General features: G+C 73.5%; 21 protein-coding genes. 4 read left to right on the top strand and 17 right to left on the bottom strand.

What is annotated here, in order from left to right:
* Positions 1-17: 17 nt before the first annotated feature.
* The 10 genes from ACGFNI_RS13115 to ACGFNI_RS13070 all read right to left on the bottom strand — a co-directional run bounded on the left by ACGFNI_RS13115 (position 18) and on the right by ACGFNI_RS13070 (position 11,979).
* Entirely contained in the window at positions 18-1,643 is a 1,626-nt protein-coding gene (locus ACGFNI_RS13115; RefSeq protein ID WP_393683290.1) for an ABC transporter ATP-binding protein, read from the bottom strand.
* Positions 1,640-2,461 (bottom strand): ABC transporter permease, encoded by an 822-nt coding sequence (locus tag ACGFNI_RS13110; protein WP_393683289.1) that lies wholly within the window; start codon positions 2,459-2,461, stop codon positions 1,640-1,642. The genes ACGFNI_RS13115 and ACGFNI_RS13110 overlap by 4 nt, the downstream gene beginning before the upstream one ends.
* A complete protein-coding gene (locus tag ACGFNI_RS13105; RefSeq protein ID WP_393683288.1) occupies positions 2,458-3,411 on the bottom strand; it encodes an ABC transporter permease in 954 nt (317 codons plus the stop codon). The genes ACGFNI_RS13110 and ACGFNI_RS13105 overlap by 4 nt, the downstream gene beginning before the upstream one ends.
* Complete coding sequence (locus ACGFNI_RS13100) at positions 3,408-4,916, bottom strand: ABC transporter substrate-binding protein (protein ID WP_393683861.1); 1,509 nt, start codon at positions 4,914-4,916, stop codon at positions 3,408-3,410. The genes ACGFNI_RS13105 and ACGFNI_RS13100 overlap by 4 nt, the downstream gene beginning before the upstream one ends.
* 367 nt (positions 4,917-5,283) lie before the next feature.
* Positions 5,284-6,114 carry a class I SAM-dependent DNA methyltransferase gene (locus ACGFNI_RS13095; protein ID WP_393683286.1) on the bottom strand — a complete coding sequence of 277 codons (831 nt, stop codon included), beginning with the start codon at positions 6,112-6,114 and terminating at the stop codon, positions 5,284-5,286.
* Positions 6,115-6,140: 26 nt separating this feature from the next.
* Positions 6,141-7,397, bottom strand: coding sequence for an MFS transporter (locus ACGFNI_RS13090; RefSeq protein ID WP_393683284.1), 1,257 nt, complete (start codon positions 7,395-7,397; stop codon positions 6,141-6,143).
* Positions 7,381-8,604: a mandelate racemase/muconate lactonizing enzyme family protein gene (locus tag ACGFNI_RS13085; protein ID WP_393683282.1), complete on the bottom strand. Its 1,224-nt coding sequence runs from the start codon at positions 8,602-8,604 to the stop codon at positions 7,381-7,383. The genes ACGFNI_RS13090 and ACGFNI_RS13085 overlap by 17 nt, the downstream gene beginning before the upstream one ends.
* Positions 8,601-9,785 carry a PLP-dependent cysteine synthase family protein gene (locus tag ACGFNI_RS13080; RefSeq protein WP_393683281.1) on the bottom strand — a complete coding sequence of 395 codons (1,185 nt, stop codon included), beginning with the start codon at positions 9,783-9,785 and terminating at the stop codon, positions 8,601-8,603. Before ACGFNI_RS13080 ends, ACGFNI_RS13085 begins: the two co-directional genes overlap by 4 nt.
* Entirely contained in the window at positions 9,782-10,663 is an 882-nt protein-coding gene (locus ACGFNI_RS13075; RefSeq protein WP_393683279.1) for a hypothetical protein, read from the bottom strand. Before ACGFNI_RS13075 ends, ACGFNI_RS13080 begins: the two co-directional genes overlap by 4 nt.
* Positions 10,660-11,979, bottom strand: a complete 1,320-nt coding sequence (locus ACGFNI_RS13070; protein ID WP_393683277.1) for an ATP-grasp domain-containing protein — start codon at positions 11,977-11,979, stop codon at positions 10,660-10,662. The genes ACGFNI_RS13075 and ACGFNI_RS13070 overlap by 4 nt, the downstream gene beginning before the upstream one ends.
* 318 nt (positions 11,980-12,297) lie before the next feature.
* Here ACGFNI_RS13070 and ACGFNI_RS13065 point away from each other — a divergent pair, with 318 nt between their 5' ends.
* Complete coding sequence (locus tag ACGFNI_RS13065; protein WP_393683275.1) at positions 12,298-13,767, top strand: alpha/beta hydrolase; 1,470 nt, start codon at positions 12,298-12,300, stop codon at positions 13,765-13,767.
* 91 nt (positions 13,768-13,858) lie between these two features.
* Positions 13,859-14,215 carry a hypothetical protein gene (locus tag ACGFNI_RS13060; RefSeq protein ID WP_393683274.1) on the top strand — a complete coding sequence of 119 codons (357 nt, stop codon included), beginning with the start codon at positions 13,859-13,861 and terminating at the stop codon, positions 14,213-14,215.
* A gap of 67 nt (positions 14,216-14,282) precedes the next feature.
* Here ACGFNI_RS13060 and mscL read toward each other — a convergent pair whose 3' ends face one another.
* The 6 genes from mscL to ACGFNI_RS13030 form a co-directional block, all read right to left on the bottom strand.
* Positions 14,283-14,777, bottom strand: a complete 495-nt coding sequence (gene mscL, locus ACGFNI_RS13055) for a large conductance mechanosensitive channel protein MscL (protein ID WP_393683272.1) — start codon at positions 14,775-14,777, stop codon at positions 14,283-14,285.
* A gap of 250 nt (positions 14,778-15,027) precedes the next feature.
* On the bottom strand, positions 15,028-15,255 hold the full coding sequence (locus ACGFNI_RS13050) for a hypothetical protein (RefSeq protein ID WP_393683270.1): 228 nt from the start codon (positions 15,253-15,255) through the stop codon (positions 15,028-15,030).
* A 221-nt stretch (positions 15,256-15,476) separates the two neighbouring features.
* Complete coding sequence (locus ACGFNI_RS13045; RefSeq protein ID WP_393683269.1) at positions 15,477-16,310, bottom strand: S-methyl-5'-thioadenosine phosphorylase; 834 nt, start codon at positions 16,308-16,310, stop codon at positions 15,477-15,479.
* A gap of 86 nt (positions 16,311-16,396) precedes the next feature.
* Positions 16,397-16,753 (bottom strand): FmdB family zinc ribbon protein, encoded by a 357-nt coding sequence (locus ACGFNI_RS13040; RefSeq protein ID WP_393683267.1) that lies wholly within the window; start codon positions 16,751-16,753, stop codon positions 16,397-16,399.
* Positions 16,754-16,821: 68 nt separating this feature from the next.
* A complete protein-coding gene (locus ACGFNI_RS13035; RefSeq protein WP_393683265.1) occupies positions 16,822-18,165 on the bottom strand; it encodes an MFS transporter in 1,344 nt (447 codons plus the stop codon).
* Between the two features lie 331 nt (positions 18,166-18,496).
* Positions 18,497-20,092 carry a potassium/proton antiporter gene (locus ACGFNI_RS13030; RefSeq protein ID WP_393683859.1) on the bottom strand — a complete coding sequence of 532 codons (1,596 nt, stop codon included), beginning with the start codon at positions 20,090-20,092 and terminating at the stop codon, positions 18,497-18,499.
* Positions 20,093-20,280: 188 nt separating this feature from the next.
* On the opposite strand from ACGFNI_RS13030, the gene ACGFNI_RS13025 reads away from it, so the two are divergent.
* Entirely contained in the window at positions 20,281-22,998 is a 2,718-nt protein-coding gene (locus tag ACGFNI_RS13025) for a penicillin acylase family protein (protein ID WP_393683264.1), read from the top strand.
* Between the two features lie 203 nt (positions 22,999-23,201).
* On the opposite strand, the gene ACGFNI_RS13020 is transcribed toward ACGFNI_RS13025, so the two are convergent.
* Entirely contained in the window at positions 23,202-23,795 is a 594-nt protein-coding gene (locus tag ACGFNI_RS13020) for a 5-formyltetrahydrofolate cyclo-ligase (RefSeq protein WP_393683262.1), read from the bottom strand.
* Between the two features lie 81 nt (positions 23,796-23,876).
* Between ACGFNI_RS13020 and galU the strand changes: the two genes are divergently transcribed.
* Complete coding sequence (galU, locus tag ACGFNI_RS13015; RefSeq protein WP_393683260.1) at positions 23,877-24,779, top strand: UTP--glucose-1-phosphate uridylyltransferase GalU; 903 nt, start codon at positions 23,877-23,879, stop codon at positions 24,777-24,779.

The raw sequence follows: 24,779 nt of genomic DNA, 5'->3' as shown, positions 1-24,779 counted from the left end.
GCCGTGTGGGCCCCGGCTCACCCGCGCGTGGGGGCGCGCCGGTGGGCCGCCGCCACCAGTGAGGCGGTGAACGGATGGGTGGGCGCGGTCAGCAGCCGCCGTGCCGGGCCCGCCTCGACGAGCGCGCCGCCGTCCAGCACGGCGACCCGGTCGGCCAGCGCCGCCGCGGTATCCAGGTCGTGGGTGATCAGGACCAGGCCCATCCCGTCCCGTTCCCGCAGCAGCTCGCCGAGCAGCGCGACGATCTCCCGGCGGCTGACCGCGTCCAGGCCCGAGGTGATCTCGTCGCACACCAACATCCGGGGCCTGGCCGTCAACGCGCGGGCCAGGGCGGCGCGTTGCAGTTCGCCGCCGGAGAGCCTGCCGGGGGTGCGGGCGGCGAGCGCGGCGTCCAGGCCGACCCGGGCGAGGGTGGCCCGCGCCTCGGCCAGCGCCGCGTCGGCCGGTGTGCCGCGCAGCCGCACCGCGGTCCGCGCGGTCTGCGCCTCCACCGTGCGGTACTCGTCGAACGCGGCCCGCGCGTCCTGGAAGACGTACTGCACGGCGGCGAGCTGCCCCCGGGTGCGGGCGCGGACGCTGCGCGGCAGGGCGGCGCCGTCCAGGGTGAGTGTGCCGTCCCAGTCGCGGTGCAGCCCGGCCAGGCACCGGCCCAGGGTGGTCTTGCCGCTGCCGGACCGTCCCACTACGGCCAGGCAGTCGCCGGGGACGACGTCCAGGGCGGTGTCGCGCAGGGCGGTGACGGTGCCGCCGGGATGCGAGCGGTCCCGGTAGCGGGCGGCGGCCAGGCGGACGCGGAGGCCGCCGGAGCGTGGCGGCGCGGCGGGGGCCGCATCCTCCTGGTCGCTTTCCTGAGTGGTGAACTCCCCACCCCCCGCCAGAAGTTCCCGCGTGTACGGGTGCCGGGGCGCGGTGCGGATACGGTCCGCGGGGCCGGATTCGACCACCCGGCCCGCGCGCAGCACCACCACCTCGTCGGCGAGCGCGTGCACCACGTCCAGGTCGTGGCTGAGCAGGAGGACGGCGATGCCCTGGCCGGTGAGGCGGGCCAGTTCGGTGACGATGCGGTGCTTGGTCAGGGCGTCCTGCCCGGTGGTCGGCTCATCGGCGACGATCACCTTGGCGCCCAGCAGCAGCGCCTGCGCCAGCACCACCCGCTGCTGCTGCCCGCCGGACAGCTGGTGCGGATGGCGGCGCAACAGGGCCTCGCCCGCCGGGCCTTCGGGAAGCTGGGCGAGCGCCAGGGCCGACAGGACCCGGGCGCGGACCGCCGCGCGGCGCTCCCTGCGGGGCAGCGCGGGCAACTGGGCGCGGGCGATGTCGTACAGCAGCGCCCCGACCCGCCGGGCCGGGTTGAGCACCGCCGCCGGATGCTGCGGCACGTAGCCGACCGGACCGCCGTCCGCCACCCGTACCCGGCCCGCGACCTCGGCCCCGGCCGGGTACGCGCCCAGCAGCGCGAGGCCGGTGGTCGTCTTGCCGCTGCCGGACGCGCCGACCAGCGCGGTGACCGCTCCGGCGCGTACCGTCAGCGACACCCCGTCGACGAGCCGCCGCCCGCCCGGCACCTCGATCCGCAGCCCCTCGACGCACGCGGCCCACTCCGGCGCCGCGCCCTGCGGCTTCCCCGTGTCCTGCCCGCTCACCTGACATGTCCCTTTCTCGTACGGCCCGCCAGGCCCGCGTCGCCGAGCAGATTGGTGCCCATCGACAGCGCCACGATCAGCAGCGCGGGCACCACCACGGCCCACGGCTGGACGAAGAGGCCGGTGCGGTTGCGGTCGACCATCACCGCCCAGTCCGCGGCGTCCGGATCGACGCCGACACCCAGGAACGCGGCGGTCGCCACCAGATACAGCACGCCGGTCATCCGCACCCCCGCGTCGGCCGCGAGGGTCCGCAGGCAGCTGCGGGCCACGTAGCCGACGGCGATCCGCCACCCGCTCTCGCCCTGCATCCGCAGCGCCTCGACGGCCGGGCGGGCGGCGGCATCGGCGGCCGAAGCCCGCACGATGCGGGCCGCGTCCGGCACGTTGACCAGCGCCACCAGCACCGCGAGCCCGGCCGCGCCCGGCTCGAACACCGTCGCCACCAGCAGCACCATCAGCAGCGAAGGCACCGCGAGCAGCACGTCCAGCGGTCGCATCAGCAGTTCCTCAAGCCACGTCCGGTGGGTGAGGGCCGCCGCGAAGGCCAACGGCAGGGCGACGGCGTAGGCGAGCACCGTCGCGGAAAGCGCGATCAGCACCACCGACCGGCCGCCCAGCAGCACCTGCCGCGCCACGTCCTGCCCCGCGAAGTCGGTGCCGAGCAGGGTGCCGTCCGACGTGAACGACGCCCCGCGCGGCCCCGGTTCACCGGCGCACAGAGGCCCCAGCAGCGCCAGCGCCAGCGGCAGGCACACCAGCAGCGCCCCGAGAGTGAAGCGCGCCCACGGCCGCGCGGTGGCGGTCCGCGCCGTCATGCCGCCACCCCCGCACGGGGCGCGAGGCGGTGGGTGACCAGGTCAGCGGCGAGGTTCAGGGTGACGGTGAGCGTGCCGAAGACGACGGCGAGGCCCTGGACGACCGGGATGTCGCGGGCCGACACCGCGGTCAGCAGCACCGTCCCCAAGCCGGGGACGACGAACAGCGCCTCGACCACGATCACCCCGCCCAGCAGCCAGTCGACGGTCCGCGCCAGCTGCTGCACGGCGGGCGCCACCGCGTTCGGCAGCGCGTGCGCGTAGCGGATCCGGGCGGCCCCGATGCCGTAGCGGCGGGCCTGCGCGACGTACGGGGAGGCCAGCGCGTCGAGCATGCCGGCCCGCACCAGGCGGCTGATCGAGCAGACCGGGCGGGCCAGCAGCACCGCGACGGGCAGCACCAGCGCCGCCGGATGGGCGAGCAGATCGCCGCCGTAGCCCACCGCGGTCGGCGGCAGCCAGCCGAGGCGCAGCGCGAAGACGGAGACCAGCAGGACGCCGAAGGCGAACTCCGGCACGGCGTAGATCCCCAGCGTCACCGAGCTGATCAGCCGGTCGGCGCGACCGCCCTCGCGGCGCGCGGCCAGCACCCCGAGGCCGACGCCTACGGGTACCAGCAGGGCGACGGTGAGCGCCGCCAGCAGCAGGGTCGGCGCAAGACCGTCGGCGAGGTAGCCGGTGACCGGGCGGCCGGTGACCAGCGATCTGCCGAGGTCACCGTGCAGCAGGCCACCCGCCCAGTGCGCGAGCCGCTCGTACGCGGGCAGGTCCAGCCGCATCGACGCGCGGATCGCGGCGATGCGTTCCGGGTCGGGCCGGTCACCTGCCAGGGCGACGGCGGCGTCGCCAGGCAGCGCCTCGGTCAGCGCGAAGACCAGCAGCACCACCCCCGCGGTCTGGCCCGCGCCCAGGACCAGCCGCCGCACCACGAACGACCGCAGGCCGCTCACGCCAGCCAGACCTTGTCGAAGCGGGCCCAGTCGAGGGAGTTGGCGGGCGCCGCGCGGGCCACGCCCCGCACACGCTGCGCGGTGCCGACGATCCAGTCGGCGAACCCCCAGACCAGGAAGCCGCCTTCGGAGTGCAGCCGGCGCTGCATCCTGCCGTAGAGCGCGGTCCGCTCGCTGCGGTCGGCGGTGGACTGGGCCTGCCGGTAGAGCGCGTCGAAGTCCTTGTGGTGCCAGTGGGTGGCGTTGGTGGTGGAGTCGGTCAGCAGCCGCTGGGAGAGGTGCATTTCGATGGGCATGGCGCCGGACCGGTAGGAGCACAGCGTCCCGGATTCGAGGATGTCGCTCCAGTAGCTGTCCTTGTCGCGGTTGCGCACGGTGATCCGTACGCCCGCCTCGGCCGCCTGGTCGCGGAAGATGCCGGCCGCCTCGGCGAACCCGGAGGCCACGTCCGACGTGTCGAGGGTGACCTTCAGGTTCTGCGCCCCGGCCTGCTTGAGCAACTGCCGGGCCCGGTCCAAGTCCTGGGTGCGCTGCGGCAGATCGTCCGCGTAGGACGCGTAGCCCTTGCCGAACAGGTCGTTGCCGATCTCCCCGGCGCCGGACAGCGCGCCGCGCACCAGCTCGGCGCGGTCGGCCAGCAGGAAGAACGCCTGCCGCACCCGCTTGTCGTCGAAGGGCGGCCGGTCGGTCTTCATCGCGAACGCCTGCATGGCGCTGTTCTTCAGCCGCACGATCCGGATCTGCCCGCGCCCCTCGTGGGCGCGCGCGGTGGTCGGGCTCAGCTCGTGCGCGTACTCGACCTGCCCGCCGAGCAGCGCGTTGACCCGGGCGGACTCCTCGTCGGCGGCGACGAACTCCAGCTCGTCCAGGTGCGGGGCGCCGTCCCAGTAGCCGTCGAAGCGGCGCAGCACGGTCGACCTGCCGGGCGCGAACGAGACGAAGCGGAACGGGCCCGAGCCGACCGGCTCGTCGAAGGAGCGGGTGCCGGCGGGCACGATGTACGCGCCGAACGCGGCCAGCACGTCGGGGAATTCGGCGGTGGGCCGCTTCAGGTGGAACTCGACGGTGCGCGGGCCCTTGGCGCGGCTCGCCTTCAGGTCGATGGGGTCCAGGTCCGCCTTGGAGCGGAACGCCTTCGCCGGGTCGGCTATGCGGCGGAAGCTGAACAGGACGTCGTCGGCGGTGACCTGGCGGCCGTTGTGGAAGGCGGCCTTGCGCAGCGTCACCGTCCAGCGGTCCAGCGTCGTGTTCGGCTGCCAGGAGGACGCGAGGCGGGGGCGCGGTGCCAGGTCGGCGCCGAAGTCGGCGAGCTTGTCGAACAGCGCCTTGGCGCGGGCCACATCGGAGAACAAGTTGGCCAGATGTGGGTCGAGGGTCTCGTTCGCGCCGCCGCCGGCGAACGCGGCGCGCAGCCGGCCACCGCGGCGCGGCGGGCCCGCGTCGCCGCCGGACCCTTCGCCTCCGGATCCGCCGGTGCCGCACCCGGCGAGGGCCAGCGCGCCCATCGCGGCGGCGCCGGACGCGGCGGCGAGGAAGCCGCGGCGGTGCAGCGCCGGGTAGAGGAAGGCGTCGGGGGCGGCGGGCGGCTCCGGCGCGGGGCCTGTCCGGCCGGGGACGGGACGGTCGTCGGCGCGCATGGCGTACTCCTTGCGGGGAGGGAGAAGAGCGAAGAAGAGGCGAACGGGCGGGACGGGGCGCCCGGAGGGCAGGCGCTGCGGCACCTCGGCTGCGGCAGCCGGGGCCGCAGTCAGAGTGCCGCAGTCACGGCCTCGTGGTCAGGGTGCCGGGGTTCATGGCCGGGGTTCATGGCCGGAGGCCGCGGTGCGGATGTCCCGGTGCGGATGTCCCGGTGCGGAGGCCGCGGTGCGGACGTCACGGTGCGGACGTCAGGCGTGCGACGAGGTGCAGCCGGTCGGCGTCGGTACGCTCCCCGGGGACGTCGCCCTCCTGCCAGCGCGGCTCGGTCCGCGGTCCGGGGCCGTCGTACAGCGCCAGCACCGTGAAACCGTGCGCGGCCAGGAACCGCCGCAGCTCCAGGGGGAACAGCAGGCGCCAGGCGGAGCGCTGGGTGACCGGCGGGGCGCCGTCGTCCGTGGTCCACACCCGGTGGCGGCGCAGCAGTTGCGCGGTGCGGTCCACCGAGAGGGTGGTGTGCGAGCGGTAGGACGTGCCGTGCCAGGTGAAGCCGTCCGCCCGCGGGGTGTTCAGCAGGTCCGTGCGGCCCAGGAAGTAGGCGCCGTTGCGGAGTTCGGCGATCAGCAGGCCGCCCGGTTCCAGGGCGTGCCGGCAGGAGTCCAGCAGGCCGTCCAACTCGTCGTTGGTGTGGCAGTACAGCAGCGCGCTGTCCAGGCAGACGACGGCGTCGAACGCGCGCGTCCCGAGGGCGAAGCGGCGCAGGTCGGCGCGGGTGTAGGCGGGCCCGGGGTGCCGGCTGCGGGCGTGGTCGAGCATCGCGTCGGACAGGTCGGCGCCCACCACCCGGCGCCCTGCGGCCTGAAGGCGGGCCGCGTCCCGGCCGGTGCCGCAGCCCAGGTCGAGGACGCGCGTACCGGCGCGGTACCGCCGCAGGGTGTCTTCGGCCCAGCGGGCGGCGATCCCGTCGGGGTCGGGGAACCTGGCCTCGTACAGCTCCGGGTGGTCGGTCAGTAGATTCCCGTCAACTGCCTTACTGGAGGCGGTCGATGGGGGTTCGGTGGGCGGCATGCGGTCCGCTCCTCGTGAGGTCGTCATCAGGCCGCGACCGTCACGGGAGCCGGTGCGGGGGCCCGTTCGGGCAGGGTCCGCAGCCGGGCGACGACGGCCGCCGAGAGCAGGCCGAACGCGAGGCAGCAGACCCAGGGCAGCCAGGGCGTGCGGTGGGTGGTGCCGGCGTCCATCGCCCAGCCGACGAGCGCGTTGCCGGCCGCGGCGGCGACGCCGGACACGACGTAGAACACCCCGAAGTACGTGCCGGTCAGCTCGGGGCGGCCGAAGTCGGGTATCAGCTCCATCACGAACGGCTGGGCGATCATCACGCCGAGGTAGAGCAGCAGCGTGCCGGCCAGCACCGGCAGCAGCCCGAGCAGCGAGGCGGCCGTGCCGTCCGGGTGCCCGGCGCCCGCCACCGCCATCGGCGGCACGAAGGCGAGGCCCATCAGGGCCAGCCCCACGGCGATCCAGCGGCCCCGGGTGCCGCGGGCCTTGAGCGCCCGGGTGACCCGCAGTTGGAGAGTGAGGTTGGCGAGCGTCCCGGTGAGGAAGACGAGTCCGGCCGCGCCCGCCCAGCCGGTGGCGTGCCGCGCCCCGTCGGGCAGCAGCAGGTACAGCTGGTTCTCCATGGTGAACATGCCGACCATGGCCAGCGCGAAGGCCAGGAAGGCGCGGTTGCCGACCACTTCGCGCCAGTCGCCGAGCACGCTGGACCGCGCGGGCGGCACCTCGCGGGCCGGCAGGACCAGGGCCTGGGCGACGGTCAGCAGCCCGAAGATCACGGCGGCGGTGACCGCGGAGGCCCGGAACCCGACGAGCAGCAGCGCGCTGCCCAGCAGCGGCCCCACCAGTGCCCCGGTCATCGCGAAGACGTTGAACAGCGCGAACGCCTCCGCCTTGCGGTCGCCCGCCTCCTGCGCCAGGTAGGCGCGTACGGCCGGATTGAAGAGGGCTCCGGCGAGCCCGCTGAGTATGGACGCGGCCAGCAGCACGGGCAGCCCGTCGCCCAGCGCGAACAGGGCGAAGCCGAGCGTCCGCAGGGCACACCCGGCGATGATCACCCGGCGGGCGCCGAGCCGGTCGGCGGCCGAACCGCCGATCAGGAACAGGCCCTGCTGGCTGAGGTTGCGCACCCCCAGGACGATGCCGACGACCGCGGCCGACATGCCCAGGTCGTCGCCCAGATGCGTGGCCAGGTAGGGGATGAGGAGGTAGAAGCCGGTGTTCACGCCGAGCTGGTTGACCAGCAGGAGGCGGCTGGCGAGCGGGAATTTCCGCATCTCACGCCAGGTCTGCACGGCGCGGCCTTTCACTGGGGCGGGCCGCTGCGGCGCGGCCTGCGACGGATACGGACGGGGCGACGGCGGGAGCGGGCGAGGTGGCGGCGGGAGCGGACGGGGCAGTGGCGGAAGCGGACGAGGAAGCGGCGGACGTGGCCCGGGAGAGCGCGGCGGCCCCTGCCCCCGGCGTACGGGGGCGGACGCCCAGGCCGAGCCGGTCGCTGACCCGGACCGTGCCGTCCGTACCGCCGATGCCGGTCCACGGGTCGCGGGCCAGCAGCAGGTGCCCGTCCAGGTCGACCCAGCGGGCCCGGTGCACCAGATGGACGGCCGGCGCGATACCCAGCGTGCTGGCCGTCAGGCAGCCCAGCATCAGGTCGGTGCCGCTGCCGGCGAGCAGTTCGGCGATCCGCAGGGCCGCGAACACCCCGCCGCACTTGGCGAGTTTGACGTTGATGCCCTGCACCCGCCCGGCCAGCCGCCGCGCGTCCTCGTAGGACACCGCGTCCTCGTCGGCGATCACCGGCAGCGGCGAACGGGCCGCGAGCGCCGCAAGCCCCTCCGGGTCGCCCGGCGCGAGCGGCTGCTCCACGGCCGCCACCCCCAGCTCCGCGCAGCGCGGCAGCAGCGCGTCGGCCTGCCGGACGCTCCACGCACCGTTCGGGTCGACCAGCACGACGGCGTCCGGGGCGTGTTCCCGCACCGCGCGGATCCGCGCCAGGTCCTCATCGGGGTCGGTGGCGCCCGCCTTGACCTTGATGAGGGTGAAGCCGCTGTCGGCGAGCCTGGCGGCCAGCACCGCGGCCCGCGCGGGGGACGTGATGCCGATGGTGCGGGCGGTCGCCGCCGCGGGCGGGGCCGGTGCCCCCAGCAACTGGTGCACGGCGGTGCCGGCCCGCTTGCCCGCCAGGTCGAGCAGCGCCGACTCGACGGCCGAGAGCACCGCGGGCGGGGTGCCGGGCCCCGGCAGCTCACCGGCCCGTACGGCGCCGAGCGCGGTTTCCGGGTCGCCGCACCGTGCGATCGCGGTGGCCGCCTCGCGCAGCAGCCGCACCAGCGTCCGCGCGTCCAGGCCGTAATAGGCGCTGGCCACCGCCTCGCCGTGGCCGCGCAGGCCGCCCCGCTCCACGGTCAGCCAGACCGCGTCCCTGGCCGCCATCGTGGCGCGGGAGATCCGCAGCGGCTCGGCGAGTTCGAGACGCGTGGTGCGCACGGTGGTCTTCACGCGGGGGCCTCCTGCGAGGGCGATGACGGCGGTACGGACGCGCCGGAGCGGGGCGGGGCGGCCTGGCCTGCGGGTGCGCACGGGTCGATCACCGTCGTGCAGCGCATCCACCCGGTGGCCTCGGCGGCGCGCGGGTGCGGGATCTCGACGGGGCGGGTGCGGGCGCTCGCGCAGTCCACGCCGTGCGCGGTGGTGAAGTCGTCGTCGTAGACCGACGACAGGTAGCGGTGCGGCCCGTCGGGGAAGACCGTGGCGACCACCGCGCCCGGGTGTACCCGCGCCGCCCAGGCCGCCACCAGCGCGGCGGCCCCGGTGCTCCAGCCGCCGCTGACGAAGCTGGTACGGGCCAGCCGCCGGCAGGTGTCGGCGGATTCGGCCGGGCCCACCCAGTGCACCTCGTCGAACGCGCCATAGGCCACGTTCCGCGGCTGGATGCTGCTGCCGAGCCCGCGCATCAGCCGGGGCCGCGCGGGCTGCCCGAAGATCGTCGAGCCGGTGGCGTCCACGCCGATCAGCCGCAGCCGCGGCCAGTGCCTGCGCAGCGGTTCCGCGATCCCGGCGCTGTGCCCGCCGGTGCCGACGCTGCACACCAGGATGTCCAGATGCGGCAGCTCGGCGGTGATCTCGGCGGCCAGCGACGCGTAACCCGCCCTGTTGTCGGGGTTGTTGTACTGATCGGGCCAGTACGCCCCGGGCAGCTCCGCCAGCACCGCGCGCAGCCGGGCCAGCCGCGCGGCCTGCCAGCCGCCCTGCGCGGCCGGCCGGTCCGCCAGATCGAGGCGGGCGCCGTACGCGCGCAGCAGCCGGCGCATGGACGGCTCCAGCTCGGTGTCGCCCACCAGGACGACGGGATGGCCGAGCGCCTGGCCCGCGAAGGCCAGGCCGACGCCGAGGGTGCCGGACGTGGACTCCACCACCGGTGCGCCCGGCCGCAGTTCGCCCCGCTTCCGCGCGCCCAGCAGCATCGACACCGCCGCGCGTGCCTTCATGCCGCCCACGCCGTGCCCCTCCAGCTTCGCCCAGAACCCGGGGTGCGGGGCGGGCAGTTCCCCGCCGATCCGGGCCAGCGGCGTACGGCCGACGAGACGCAGCAGGTGCGCACCGGCGCCGGGGCCGCCGCCGACCGCCGGGCCGCCGTCGGCGGTGCCGGTACACGGCGGGGCTGACGTGAGGGCGTTCATCGGATTCCTCCGTAGCGGTGGACGGTTCCCGGGCCGCCGTCGAGCCAGAAGAACGGGTACGGCTCGGCGCACACGGCGTGCACCCCCGCGCCCAGGAAGCGGGGCAGTACCGCGCTGCCGGTCTGCGCGAACAGCACCAGCGGCAGCCCGCGGCCGGCGGCGAGCGCACGCAGCGGGCCGAAACTCCCGTTGCCGAGGGTCATCCCCGACGCGAGGACCGCATCGCACTCCGCTGCGGCGGCCAGGGCGTCGGTCACCACCGGCTCGCCCCACTCCGTCACGCCCCCCTTCAAGTCGCACGGCACATACCGCAGGCCGCACGAACGCAGCGCTTCGAGCAGCGAGTTGACGACGCCGACGACCAGCACCCGCGCCCCGGCGGGCACGGCGGGCGCCAGCAGTTCCACGACGGCCCGCGCCCTGGCCCGTGACTTCTCCAGCGAGGACCCCGCGGGCAGCGGCACCGGCCGCGCCCCGTACTCAGGGGCGTGCGGCGCGCAGTGCATCAGGTACGCGTCGAGCGCGGCGACCCGCACCACCGGCAGCCGGTGGCCGAGCAGCGTCGCCACGTCCGTGCCGACGGCGTCCGCCACGGCCGCGTCCGGCAGCGCGCCGGGCTCGGCCGCGCACGACCCGACGGCCGCGCCGAGACGCAGGCTGAGCACCTCGTTGCGGTAGCCGCCTGCCCGCCCGTCGTGCCGTACGGCCTGGGTGGTCGCGAAGGCCGTGGAGATCCGCAGCAGCCGCGGATCCGGCCCGAACTCGCCGTCGAGTACGGCCTGTTGGAGCACGTCGGGATCGGACCAGCCGGTGAGCGGGGCACGGCCCGTGGCGGTCGTGGGCGAGGTGGCCGTGGTGGTCGCGGACGGGGTGCTCATCGGGCCGCCACCACGCGCGGCCTGACCGGGGCGAGCAGCGACGCGACGCGCGTACGGGCGTCGCCGGGGCCGGAACCGGGGGCGGCACCGGAGGCCATGAGGTGGCCCAGGTAGCCGTTGTTGTCGGCGGCGGCCCGCACCCGCGTGCCCGGCTCGGCCAGCCGCACCTCCAGGACGCCGGGCGCCTTCTCCAACTCAGCCGTCACATCCGGCACTTCGCTCTCTCTTTGCGGGTGGGCGCCGTCCCCCGCCAGGTCGTACCCGGTGAGCACGCCATCGGCCGCCGGCAGCAGGAAGCCGATCGCCGCGCTCGGTACGCCGGTCTCACGCGACTCCAGCTCCGGCTCCCGGCCCAGGGCCAGGTCCACGCAGGCGGCGGCCAGATCGATGCCGGTGACGTGCCGGACGAGTTCGGTGATGCGGTTGCCGGCGGGCCGCGGATTGACCTCGACGACCCGGGGGCCGGACGCCGTGAGCTTGATCTCGGTGTGTGCCACGACCTGGTCGAGACCGAGCGCCTCCAGCGCGTCGACCGCGGTGTGCGCCGCCGCCTCCGTCTCCTCGGCGGCGAGCCCCGCGGGGAACATGTGGCCGGTCTCGATGAAGCCGGGCGCACCGCCCACGCTCTTGTCGGTGACCCCGATGACGTGGGCCCGCCCGCCGTACGACACGGTCTCGACGCTGACCTCGGGCCCTTCCAGCAACTCCTCCAACAGGACGGTGGGCGACCGCTGTTGACCGCGTGCGTTGACAGGGAAGGCGTCCAGCGCGCGGTGCGCGGCGGCCAGCTCCTGCTCGTCGTCGATCCGCCGCACGAACATCCCCGCGCACAGGTCCACCGGCTTGAACACCAGCGGATAGCCGATCTCGCGGGCCGCGACCGCCGCGGCGGCGAACCCGTCGCAGACCGCGAAGCGGGGCCCCGGCACGCCGGCGGCCCGCAGGGTGCGCCGGGTCGCGTCCTTGCGGCAGGCGGCGGTGACGGCCTGCGGCGCGGGTCCTGGCAGTCCCAGGTGTCCGGCGATGGCCGCCACCGTCGGCAGGTAGTAGTCGCAGGAGCTGATCACCCCGTCGAAGTGCAGCGCTCCGTGCAGCCGTTCGGCCTGCGGGAGCAGCGCGGAGAGGTCGTTGGTGTCGGCGGTGACGAGGTTGCGGGCGCCGAGCAGCGGATGGGCGACCCCTTCGGGCGCCGACCGCAGGTAGTGGTGCAGATCGCGGGTGAGGAACGTGAACGTGTGCCCGGCCTCGGCGATCGCGCGTGGCAGCAGCCTGCTCATCGCGCCGACCCAGCTCTCGACCATCAACAGATGCCCCATGACTCCCCATCGCCGCCGTGCCGAGGGATCCGGGCAGGCCGAGGGAAGCCCCCGGGGCCGCGGACCCGTGTTGACCGAATCCCCACGGTATCGATAATCATTTTCATTGTCATGTTCGACCTTGCCCACCTGGAGCCCCCGGTGCCCGTACCCAGCCACCCCCGCCCGCTGCCGGCCCCGCACCCCGTCCGCCGCCGAACCACCGCCGTTGGAGCCGGAGTTGGCTGCTTCCTGGCCGTTACGGGGGCGGGCGTGGCGGCAGGCGAGCCGAGCGCACCGATGGGGCCGACGGCTCGGGGGACCGGTGTGGCGGTGGGCTTGACGGCCGCCGGGGGCAGCGCGCCCGGAGCCCGCCCCGCCAACTCCCACACCTCCAACTCCCGGCCCGCCAACCCCCGCCCCGCTCCCCTCGCCTTCGGTGCCTGCCCCGACGCCGTGCCCGAGCCGGAGCCGCCCGCCCGGGTCGACTGCGGCGCACTCGTCGTCCCCCTCGACCGCACCCGCCCCGACGGCCCGCACCTCCGCATCGCCGTCTCCCGGGTCCGCGCCACCGGCACCCCCGCCGAACGCCGCGGCATCCTCCTCGTCAACCCCGGAGGACCCGGCGGCTCCGGCCTCCCCTACGCCGTCACCAAGCGCGCCAAACTGCCCGAACAGGTGCGCCGCGCCTACGACATCATCGGTTTCGACCCCCGCGGCACCGGCGCGAGCGCCCCCGCCGACTGCGGCCCCATGGGCGGCCTCTTCGACACCCCCGGCGCCGACCCGGTGCCCCGCGACCGCCGCGCCGAACGCGCCCACCTGCAAAGCCTCAAGGCGCTCGCCGACGACTGCGCCCACGGCGCCGGGGCCGCGCTGCCGCACCTCTCCACCGCGGAGACCGCCGACGACATGGACGACCTGCGCGCCGCCCTCGGCGAACCCGTCCTCAGCTACCTCGGCGTCAGCTACGGCAGTTACCTCGGCGCCGCCTACGCCGCTGCCCACCCCCACCGCATCGACCGCATGGTCCTCGACAGCGTCGTCGGCCCCTGGGACTGGCACGACTTCGACGTCCGCCAGGCCCACGCCCTGATCGGGCAGCGCGACACCCTCTTCGCCCGGCTCGCCCGCGACCCCGCCCGCTACCGGCTCGGCGCCACCCCGCGCGCCGTACGTGCCTCCTACACCCGCGTCCGCGAAGCCCTGGCCGCCCACCCCGACCACGGCTTCGGGTCTGCCGCCTTCGACCGCGCCGTCTACCGTGCGCTGGGCCGCACCGAACGCTGGGCCCCGCTCGGCGACGGCCTGCGCCGCTACTTCCAGGAAGGCACCGCCGACGGACTCCGGCCGGCCGACGACTTCACCGCACTCGCGTCCCGCACCTACGAAGCCGCCAACCGCACCGTGAAATGCGCCGACGGACCCGGGCCCGACCCGCGCACCGTGCTCGCCGACATCCGCGCGCTGCGCCGCACCGACCCGCTGCCGCTCCTCACCGGCCTCGAAGCCACCACCTGCGCCTACTGGCACCACAGGCCCGCCCGCCGCACCCCACTCGGCAGCCCTCAGGCACCGCCCGTCCTCCTCGTCTCCTCCGCCCACGACCCGGTCACCCCGGCCGCCGGCGCCCGCGCGCTGCGCCGCACCCTCCCGGGCTCGCGCCTGATCACCCTCGACAACGACTACTCGCACGGCGTCTTCGCCAGCCGCGGCAACGCCTGCGTGGACGGCACGGTCGCCGGCTACCTCGTCGAAGGAACCGTGCCCGCCACCGACGTCCGCTGCGCGGGGCCCGGACTCCCGTAACGGACACCCGCGACGGCAGGCCCGGCGGCCCGTTCCGCCCGGCCGGGCCGCCGCCGGACGGCGGCCACCCCCGCGGCCGTACCCTGAAGAGGTGAGCAACACCCCCGCACCCGACCCGGCCGGCCCCGCTCCCGAGAGCCCCGGGGCCACACCCACCGGCGCCCCCGAAGCCGCAGCGCCCGCGTCAGGCGCCCCGGAGACCGGCGCGCCACAGGCCCCCGATGAGACCACCCCGGCGAGCCAGGACGCCGTCCGCAGCGAGCCCCGGACCACGGCCGCCGCGCCCGCTCCCGCCGCGCGCCGCAAGGCGGCTCTGATCTTCGACGACCCGCTGAACCAGCAGTCGTCGGACGACACCGACCGGGGTTGGGGCGAGGGCCCCGCGGCCTCCGGCGGCGCCGCCGACCTCGCCCGCTTCCTCGACGAGAAGCCGCCCCACCACCTCTGAGACGCACAACCGCCCCGCCACCTCTGAGTGAGGCGGCGGGGCGGCGCAGGACGCTGCGGCGGTCCTGCTACTGCGACTGCTTCTGCGTGATGACCGTGCCGTTCGCGGACGAGGAGCCGTTGCGCTGCGCGATCAGGGCGTCGCGGATCTCCGCCAGCAGCTCGACCTCGGTCGGGTCCGCCGGGGCGTCGTCCACCGGCTTCTTGGCTTCCTGGCGCTGCTTCCACTTGTTCATCGGAAGGATCATGAGGAAGTAGACCACCGCTGCGGTGATGAGGAAGGTCAGCGCGGCACTGAGCACCGAGCCCCACAGGATGTAGATCCCGTCGGTGAACTCGCCCGACTTCTTGTCGACGGTGCAGGTGGTGAGGCACGCCTTGTAGTTGTCGAGGTTCTGCGAACCAAGGGCACCGATGATCGGGTTGATGACGCCCTTGACCACCGAGTTCACGATGTTCGTGAACGCCGCACCGACGACCACCGCGACCGCGAGTTCGATGACGTTTCCGCGCATCAGGAATTCCTTGAATCCCTGGAGGACGCCCTTGTTCTCGTCGCTCACCAGTCAGCCTCTTTCCACGTTCGGTACGGGCGGTGCACCAACAATCAGCACCGCAACTTACGTCAAGGCGGGGGAGAGGTGTCCAGTCGCGCAACACGAACCAGCGATCGACCAGAGCGTCAGTGCGGATCGATGGGGCGATGCCGGCGACGGAGGGCGAGCACCCTCGGAACGACGCGGCAACAATCCCGCCGACCCCAAAAGTTACGCGTGCGGACGAAGCGGACACAACTCGATCTTGCGTCATGGGTTACCGCTCCCCGGGCGCCGTCGTGGCCCGGCAGCCGGCCGCCGGCGCGGCCCGTCCGGTGTCCTGGAACGCGCCGCAGGCCCACGCTGCGGCGGCCATCGCCAGCCCGGCGGCCAGCAGACGCCGCCGCGAGGACCGCCGCCACCGGTGCCGCACGCCACCGATCCGCAGCGGGGCGAAGTGCGGGACGTCACACGGAGCGGGGGCGGGAAGGGTGGCGGCGGGCACGCCCGCGGAGGGAGGCGGGGGTAAGGGGAGCGGATGCGACGTGCGGGGCGCGGGGAAGGACACGGTGATCACCGCCTGCGGCGAGGGAAATGGACCCGGCGATCACCACCGTGCCCGCATTTCCCCGCCGCCGTGCGGGCCTGTGGACGGCCCCGCGGGGTGTGGACAACTCCGCCACCCGTGAGGGGGAACCGCCCCCGGACGCCCCCGGACGGCGCGCCCTACGGCAGCTCGATGCCCAGGTCCCAGCCGTCGAGGGCGCGGGTGCACAGGCAGTCGCGGTCGCCGGAGTCCGGCAGGGCGGCGACCGCGTCGAAGAGGACCTCGCGCAGCCGCCCGACGTTCTGGCCGAAGACCTCCAGGACGTCGTGGTGGGAGACGCCATCGCCGGTCTCGGTACCCGCGTCCAGGTCCGTGACCAGCGTCAACGACGTGTAGCAGAGCCCCAGTTCGCGGGCGAGCACGGCCTCGGGGTGGCCCGTCATGCCGACCACGGACCAGCCCTGGGCGGCGTGCCACTTCGACTCCGCGCGGGTCGAGAAGCGCGGGCCCTCGATGACGACGAGGGTGCCGCCGTCGACCGCGTCCCAGTCCCGGCCGCGGGCCGCCGCGAGCCCGGCGGCGCGCCCCGCGGGGCAGTACGGGTCGGCGAAGGTCGGGTGGACGACGTTAGGGACGCTGCCGTCGGGCAGCGGTTCGCCGTCGAAGTAGGTCTGGACACGGGCCTTGGTGCGGTCGACCAGCTGGTCGGGGATGAGCAGCGTGCCGGGCCCGTATGCGGGGCGCAGCCCGCCCACGGCGCACGGGCCGAACACCTGGCGCACGCCGACCGACCGCAGTGCCCACAGGTTGGCGCGGTAGTTGATGCGGTGCGGCGGCAGGTGGTGTCCGCGGCCGTGCCGCGGCAGGAACGCGACCTGGCGTCCCGCCACTTCCCCTAGGAACAGCGAGTCGCTGGGGCGCCCGTAGGGAGTGTCCACCGTGATCTCGGTCACGTCGTCGAGGAACGAGTAGAAGCCCGATCCGCCGATGACGCCAATCTCCGCGTCAGCCATGCCGTGCACACTATCGGGGCGGTCGGCCGCGCGAACGCGCCGGACCCCGCCGTCGGCTGCGACGGCGGGGTCCGTGAGGTGTGGGGTCAGGCTGCCGAGCTGCTGCTCTTGGAGCCCGATGTGCTGCTGGACGACGTCGAGGAGGACGCCGGCTTGGCGTCGGACGTCGAGGACGACGACTTCGCGTCGGAGCCCGAAGAGGACGACGACGTGTCCGAAGCGGCCGTCGTGGAGCCGGACTTCGCGGGGCTGCTGCTGGACGACGAGCCGCGGCTGTCGTTGCGGTAGAACCCGGATCCCTTGAAGACGATGCCGACCGCGGAGAACACCTTCTTGAGGCGTCCGTTGCAGCTGGGGCACTCGGTGAGCGCGTCGTCGGTGAACTTCTGCACCGCCTCGTGGCCCTCGCCGCACTCGGTGCACTGGTACTGGTAGGTCGGCACTTGACTTCCTCCTGGCACTCTCACTCGATGAGTGCTAACGACGATCCATAGTGCAGTATTCCGGCCCGTCAGTCCACTGTGACGGTTGTACGGTGACCGACCCCACGCTCCGCACCGCCCTCGGACGGCCCGTCGCAGGCCGCCGCCCGCAGGTCGTCGTCCGCGCTCGCGTCCCCCGTGGCGGGAGTCACGATCCGGCCGGTGGAACGCGGCAGCAGATGCGCGCGCAGCGCCAGCAGCACGGTCAGCGCCAGCACGGTGCCGGCCAGCGGCACCAGGAAGCCGGTGCTCGGGGCGTAGCGGTCGGCCAGCTGGCCGGCGGCGGTGGCCGCGGCGGCCTGGCCCAGCGCGACCGAGCCGGTCAGCCAGGTGAACGCCTCGGTGCGGGCGCCCGCGGGCACCAGCGACTCGACGAGCGTGTAGCCGGTGATCAGCGCCGGGGCGATGCACAGCCCGACGACCAGGCCGACGGCGCCCAGCAGCGGCACCGCGGTGACGGCCCACAGCGGCGTGGTGGCCAGCGCCAGCAGCCCGTAGGCGACCAGCAGCCGGCGGCGCGGGCCGACCTTCCAGGCGATGGCGCCGCAGGCGACGCCCGCGAGCATGTTGCCGGCCGCGAAGATGCCGTAGAGGACGCCGTTGATACCGGGGCGGCCGATGTCCTGGGTGAAGGCGGTCAGCGTGACCTGCATGCCGCCGAAGACGCAGCCGATGCCGAGGAACGCCACGATCAGGACGCGCACACCGGGGACCGACAGCGCGGAGACGGGCGGTGCCCCGTCGGCGTGCGCCCGGTGCACCGGCGGCTGGCTGCGCCGCTGGGAGGCGAAGAGCAGCCCGCCGGCCAGCGTCAGGGCGGCCTCGGCGATCAGCCCGGCCGCCGGGTGCACTCCGGTGCACAGGGCGGTGGCCAGCACCGGGCCGACGACGAAGGTGAACTCGTCGGTGACCGACTCGAAGGCGGCGGCCGTCGGCATCAGCGGACTGCCGCCCAGCCGCGACGCCCAGCGCGCCCGCACCATCGGGCCGACCTGCGGGGTCGACGCGCCTGTGGGGACGGCCACGGCGAGCAGCGCCCACAGGGGCGCGTGTGCGAGGGCGAGGGCGATCAGGGCGCTGACGCCGGCCGCGTGCACCAGGACGCCGGGCAGCAGCACCGCGCGCTGGCCGAACCTGTCGGCGAGCTTGCCGCTCTGCGGGGCGAACAGGGCCATGGCGACACCGGTCGTGGCGGACACCGCGCCCGCGGTGCCGTAGGAGCCGGTGGTGTGCTCGACGAGCAGCACGATGCCGATGGTCAGCATCGCGAAGGGCTGCCTGGCCAGAAAGCCGGGCAGGAGGAAGGTCCACGCACCGGGGGTGCGCAGCAGTTGTCCGTAACCGGGACGGGAGTCCTGGACCGCGGATGCCACGGCCGGGCCTTTCCGCTGCCTGGTAGCGCGCAGCCGCGAGATCGTCACGGGTAACGCGCCGAGAGCTGTCCTCTCGCGCGGGACCGAGTGATACCGCGTGGTCCGCACCGGGAGGGTGGCTGCACAGGGCAGGGGGACCGCGGCCGCCGAGCGGTCGCGCCAGCTCTGCTTCAGGCAGAGTGGGTTCGTAAATGTGCCGGTTGAATCCTACAGGCCGGAACGCGGTGCAGCCCTGGGACGGCCCAGGGCTGCACGCGGTTTTCCTTCGGACCGGTGGAGATTTACCGCACATCCCGGGGCGGCGTGCGAGAGCGGCCACCCCGGGGCGCGGTCAGTGGTGCAGTCGTTTCCCGGCGCCGTGCTCGCGCGGGGCGGCGGGGCGGGCGGCACCCGCCCTGGACCTGCGGGCGGCCGGGCGCGGACCGCCCGCAGGCTCCGCGCCGCCGGTGCCGAGCCAGCCGGCCAGCTTGCCGCCCTGCGACACCGCCTGCAGCCGCTTCTCCGCCGCGTCGCGCACCGGGTCCGTGGCCACCACCAGCAGTTCGTCGCCGTGCCGCAGCACCGTCGACGGCGCGGGCACGAAGCTCGTGCCGTCCCGTACGACCAGGGTGACGGCGGCACCGGCCGGCATCCGCAGCTCGCCGACCTCGACCCCGTGCATCCGGGACGAAGGGCCGATCGAGGTGGACAGCAGATGGCCGCGCAGCCGCTCCAGGGGCGCCGATTCGATCCCGAGGTCGGCGGCCTCTTCGTCGTCGCCGAGCCGCAGCCGCCTCGCCAGCCAGGGCAGCGTCGGGCCCTGGATGAGGGTGTAGACGACGACGAGGACGAAGACGATGTTGAAGACGCGTTCGCTGCCCGGGACATCGCCCACCATCGGGATGGTGGCCAGGACGATCGGCACCGCGCCGCGCAGCCCGGCCCAGGACAGCAGCGTCTTCTCCCGCCAGGGCACCCGGAACGGCAGCAGGCTCAGGAACACCGATGTCGGCCGGGCCACGATCGTCAGGATCAGGCCGATCACCAGCGCCGGCACGATGTCGTCGAGGAGGTGGTGCGGCGTCACCAGCAGGCCGAGCAGCACGAACATGCCGATCTGGCCTATCCAGCCGACCCCTTCGGCGAAGCCACGGGTCGCCGCCGAGTGCGGCAGCTTGGCGTTGCCCAGGATCATCGCGGCCAGATAGACGGCGAGGAAGCCGGAGCCGTGCGCCAGGGCGCCGGCCGCGTACGCCGCGACCGCGATGGCCATGACGGCGATCGGATACAGGCCGGACGCGGGCAGCGCCACGTGCTTCATGCCGTACGAGCCGAGCCAGCCGACCGCCAGGCCGATGGCGGCGCCGATCGCCAGCTCCAGGGCGATCTCGCCGAGCAGGACGTACCAGTGCTCCACCGGGCCCGCCGTGGAGAACGCCACGACGAGGATGACCACCGGGGCGTCGTTGAAGCCGGATTCGGCTTCCAGCACACCGGTCAGACGGGCCGGCAGCGGCACCGAGCGCAGCACGGAGAACACCGCCGCGGCGTCCGTGGAGGACACCACGGCGCCGATCAGCAGCGCCTGACGCCATTCAAGGCCGGCGAGGTAGTGCGCTCCGGCCGCGGTGACCCCCACGCTCACCGCGACGCCGAACGTCGAGAGCAGCGCCGCCCGGGGCAGCGCCGGTCTGATCTCTTTCCACTTCGTGCCGAGGCCGCCCTCGGCCAGGATCACGACCAGGGCGGCGTAGCCGAGCAGTTGGGTCAGTTCGGCGTTGTCGAAGACCACGCCGCCGAGGCCGTCCTGCCCTATGGCGACGCCTATCCCCAGATAGATGAGCAGGCTGGGGAGCCCACTGCGCGAGGAGAGCCGTACCGCGGCGACCGCGACGAGCAGTACCAGCGAGCAGATCAGCAGGAGTTGGTTGAGGTGGTCGACAGACAGGAGCTGGTCCTTCCGCGCGCGTGCCGGAGCCGGAGTGAGGCTTTTCCTTACCGTATCTAGTTACTGAGACTAACAATTTACCATTGCTTGAATGTCGGATGCGCCGGTGGTGACTCCGCGTAGGGGTCGCCGGAGCCGTGCGCCTATGGTTGCTCCAGCACTCCCACCCTGCCCCTCGAAGGACAGAGATGCCCGCCAACAAGTCCGGTCCGGCCCCCAAAAAGAAGAAGGGACGGCGCGGCCGTCTCGTAGCGATCACGGTCGTGCTGCTGCTCGTGGCGGGCATTGCCTTCGGCGCGTTCTGGGGCGTGAGCACCGTGCGCGCCTCGCTCCCGCAGACCACCGGTTCGCTCAAACTCGCGGGCCTGTCCGACCCGGTCGACGTCAAGCGGGACGCCAACGGCATTCCGCAGATCTATGCCGACACCGACGAGGACCTCTTCCGCGCCCAGGGATACGTCCAGGCCCAGGACCGCTTCTGGGAGATGGACGTCCGGCGGCACATGACGTCCGGCCGGCTCTCGGAGATGTTCGGCAAGGACCAGGTCAAGACCGACTCGTTCCTGCGCACCCTCGGGTGGCACGAGGTCGCGCAGAAGGAATACGACACCAAGCTGTCGCCGAGCACGAAGAAGTACCTCCAGGCGTACTCGGCCGGTGTCAACTCCTACCTCAAGGATCACAAGGGCTCGGCGCTGTCCCTGGAGTACGCGGCACTGGACTTCCAGAACGACTACACGCCGGAGAAGTGGACCCCCGTCGACTCGGTGGCCTGGCTCAAGGCCATGGCCTGGGACCTGCGCGGCAACATGCAGGAAGAGATCGACCGCTCCCTGATGACCAGCCGCCTCAGCGAGAAGCAGATCGCCGAGCTGTACCCGGCATACCCGTACAAGCGGAACAAGCCGATCGTCCAGGGCGGCGCGGTCAACCCGGTCACCAAGGAGTTCGACCCCAAGGGCACCGCCCCCGCCACCCAGAACGGCGCCGGCACCGGCGCCACCCAGGGCCTCCAGTCCCAGCTCTCCTCGCTCTCCAAGAGCCTCGACGAGATCCCGGCCCTGCTCGGCCCCAACGGCAACGGCATCGGCTCCAACTCGTGGGTCGTCTCCGGTGACCACACCACCACCGGCAAGCCGCTGCTCGCCAACGACCCGCACCTCGCCCCCCAGATGCCCTCGCTCTGGTACCAAATGGGCCTGCACTGCCGCACCGTAGGACCCAAGTGCGGCTACGACGTCTCCGGCTACACCTTCTCCGGGATGCCCGGCGTCGTCATCGGCCACAACCAGGACATCTCCTGGGGCATGACCAACCTCGGCGCCGACGTCTCCGACCTCTACCTGGAGAAGATCAACGCCGACGGCTACCTCTTCGACGGCAAGCAGCAGCCGTTCCTCACCCGCAAGGAGACCATCAAGGTTGCCGACGGGCCGAGCCGCCAGATCACCGTCCGCTCCACCAACAACGGGCCGATAGTCTCCGACCGGGACGACGAGCTGGCCACCGTCGGCAAGTCGGCGCCCGTCGGCAACGCCGCACCTGACCGCGGCGACGGCTACGCCATCTCGCTGCGCTGGACCGCCCTCGATCCCGGCAAGTCCATGGACGCCGTCTTCGAGCTGAACCGCGCCAAGGACTGGACGAGCTTCCGCAAGGCCGCGGCCCACTTCGAGGTCCCGTCCCAGAACCTCATCTACGCCGACACCAAGGGCAACATCGGCTACCAGGCGCCCGGCCGGATCCCGGTGCGCGGCGCGGGCGACGGCACCCTCCCGGCGCCCGGCTGGGACAAGAAGTACCGCTGGACCGGCGTCATCCCGCAGCAGGCCCTGCCCTGGGAGTACAACCCCGACCGCGGCTACATCGTCACCGCCAACCAGGCCGTCATCGACGAGGACAAGTACCCCTACCTCCTCACCAAGGACTGGGGCTACGGCGCCCGCAGCCAGCGGATCAACGACCTCATCCAGTCGAAGATCAAGGACGGCGGCAAGGTCTCGACGGATGACATGCAGAGCTTCCAGCAGGACAACAGCAGCGAGATCGCCCGGCTGCTGACGCCCTACCTGACGAAGATCGACATCAAGGACAAGTACGTCCGCGACGCCCAGCAGCTGCTGGACGGCTGGGACTTCACCCAGGAGCCCGACTCCGCCGCAGCCGCGTACTTCAACGGCGTCTGGCGCAACCTCCTCAAGCTCGCCTTCGGCAACAAGATGCCCAAGGAGCTGCGCGTCGAGGGCCAGTGCCTCAACGTCCGCCCGGCGAACGAGACCGGCCCCGCCGACGACCTCGACAAGTTCGTGCGCGAATGCGGCGAGCGCGCCCCCGACATGGCCCAGCCCGACGGCGGCGACCGCTGGTACGAGGTGGTCCGCAAGATCATCGACGACCCCACCAATGACTGGTGGAAGACCGAGGACCGTCCGGGCCACCCCGGCGACAAGAACCGCGACCAACTCCTCGCGCACGCCATGAAGGACGCCCGCTACGAGCTGACCGCCAAGCTCGGCAAGAACATCGACAACTGGAGCTGGGGCCGCCTCCACCAGATGTTCCTGAACAACCAGACCCTCGGCACCGACGGACCCGGCATCCTCCAGGGCCTGTTCAACCGCGGCCCCTGGAACGTCGGCGGCGGCGAGGCCGCGGTCAACGCCACCGGCTGGAACGCGGCCGGCGGCTACGGCGTCACCTGGGTGCCTTCCATGCGGATGGTCGTCAACCTCGCCGACCTCGACAAGTCCCGCTGGATCAACCTCACCGGCGCATCCGGCCACGCCTACGACGCCCACTACTACGACCAGACCGACAAGTGGGCCAAGGGCGAACTGCTCCCCTGGGCCTTCGGCGAGGACGCCGTCAAGAAGGGTACGAAGGACACCCTGACGCTGGCGCCCTGACCCCGTAGCGGCCCCGCCCGGCCTCCCTCCGCCCCCGTGGCGGCGGGAGGCCGGTTCGTTTTCCGGCCATCGGATTTCGGCCATTTTCGCCGCGGGTTCACCGGCGGATCGTTACGCGGCGTATCGACGGCCGGCCCCGGACCGCCGTCGAACCACCGCCGGACCGCCGCACACCGCGCCGGATCGTGTACGGAACCGGCCCGCTACCCCACGAACCGGTGCACCTCCGACGGCGTCACCGCCGCATCCACCGGCCGGTCGTGCGGCTCCGCCGGGACCTCCTCCAGCACCTCACTGCTGTACAGCAGCACCACCCGCACCGGATGCACCGCGGCCCGCTCCAGCCGCTCCAGCACCCGGTCGTACGAGCCGCCCCCGCGCCCCAGACGCATCCCGCGCCGGTCCACCGCCAGACCAGGCAGCAGCACCACGTCCGCCTCGGTCACCGCCGCGGGCCCGAGCCGCGGACCGGCCGGCTCCAGCAGCCCCCGCCCGGCCTTCACCAGGCGGTCGGCCCCCTCGTACGCGGCCCAGTCCAGATCGTTGTCGGGCAGCAGGACCGGCAGCAGCACCCGCTTCCCCGCGTCCCGCAACCGGTCGATCAGCGCGCGGGTGGACGGCTCACGCCCCACCGACACATACGCGGCGACCGTGCCCGCGTCCGCCAGCTCAGGCAGCCCCAGCGCACGGTCCGCGAGACCGGCGGCGGCCACCGCCGCGACATCGGCGGGCAACGCGCCCCTCACCTCCAGGAGACGCCGCCGCAACCTGTGTTTCCTATCGTGGTCTCTGCTCACCGTGTGGCCTTGCTCCCGCTCTCAGGCAGTATTCACCGGACGCTGACGGTCTTTACCAATGGGCCGGTTATCGTTCTGCGCATGACTCCATCGCATACTCGGATCAGCAAGGCTGTCATCCCGGCAGCCGGCCTCGGCACCCGCTTTCTCCCTGCCACCAAGGCCACCCCCAAGGAGATGCTGCCGGTCGTCGACAAGCCCGCCATCCAGTACGTGGTGGAAGAGGCCGCCGCCGCCGGGCTCTCCGACGTCCTCATGGTCACCGGCCGCAACAAGCGCCCGCTGGAAGACCACTTCGACCGCAACTACGAGCTGGAAGAGGCCCTGCACCGCAAGGGCGACGAATCCCGCCTCGCCAAGGTCCAGGAATCCAGCGACCTCGCCACCATGCACTACGTCCGGCAGGGCGACCCCAAGGGCCTGGGCCACGCCGTCCTGTGCGCCGCCCCGCACGTCGGCGACCAGCCCTTCGCGGTGCTCCTCGGCGACGACCTCATCGACCCGCGCGACCCGCTGCTCCAGCGCATGGTCGAGGTGCAGGAACAGCACGGCGGCTCCGTCATCGCCCTCATGGAGGTCGACCCGGCGCAGATCCACCTCTACGGCTGCGCCGCCACCGCACCCACCGCCGACGACGACGTGGTCGTGGTCTCCGACCTGGTCGAGAAGCCCGCCCCGTCCGAAGCACCCTCCAACCTCGCCATCATCGGCCGCTACGTCCTGGACCCGGCCGTCTTCGACGTGCTGCGCAAGACCGACCCCGGCCGCGGCGGCGAGATCCAGCTGACCGACGCGCTCCAGGCACTGGCCGCCGAGCCGTCCCTGGGCGGGCCCGTGCACGGCGTCGTCTTCAAGGGCCGCCGCTATGACACCGGCGACCGTGGCGATTACCTCCGTGCCATTGTCAGACTGGCATGCGAACGTGAGGACCTGGGCCCGGAGTTCCGGACCTGGCTGCGGAGTTACGTCACCGAGGAGTTGTAG

Origin of the sequence: Streptomyces sp. NPDC048644, assembly GCF_043199105.1 — a bacterium.
Lineage (GTDB): Bacteria > Actinomycetota > Actinomycetes > Streptomycetales > Streptomycetaceae > Streptomyces.
The sequence above is the reverse complement of the archived record's forward strand: the minus strand, read 5'-3'. Positions and strand labels throughout refer to the sequence as shown.

Coding starts and splice junctions, on each gene's coding strand:
- ACGFNI_RS13045 (WP_393683269.1), bottom strand. CDS start 16,310: ATGGCTGACGCGGAGATTGGCGTCATCGGCGGATCGGGCTTCTACTCG.
- ACGFNI_RS13080 (WP_393683281.1), bottom strand. CDS start 9,785: ATGAACGCCCTCACGTCAGCCCCGCCGTGTACCGGCACCGCCGACGGC.
- ACGFNI_RS13110 (WP_393683289.1), bottom strand. CDS start 2,461: ATGACGGCGCGGACCGCCACCGCGCGGCCGTGGGCGCGCTTCACTCTC.
- galU (WP_393683260.1), top strand. CDS start 23,877: ATGACTCCATCGCATACTCGGATCAGCAAGGCTGTCATCCCGGCAGCC.
- ACGFNI_RS13070 (WP_393683277.1), bottom strand. CDS start 11,979: ATGGGGCATCTGTTGATGGTCGAGAGCTGGGTCGGCGCGATGAGCAGG.
- ACGFNI_RS13100 (WP_393683861.1), bottom strand. CDS start 4,916: ATGGGCGCGCTGGCCCTCGCCGGGTGCGGCACCGGCGGATCCGGAGGC.
- ACGFNI_RS13025 (WP_393683264.1), top strand. CDS start 20,281: ATGCCCGCCAACAAGTCCGGTCCGGCCCCCAAAAAGAAGAAGGGACGG.
- ACGFNI_RS13095 (WP_393683286.1), bottom strand. CDS start 6,114: ATGCCGCCCACCGAACCCCCATCGACCGCCTCCAGTAAGGCAGTTGAC.
- ACGFNI_RS13075 (WP_393683279.1), bottom strand. CDS start 10,663: ATGAGCACCCCGTCCGCGACCACCACGGCCACCTCGCCCACGACCGCC.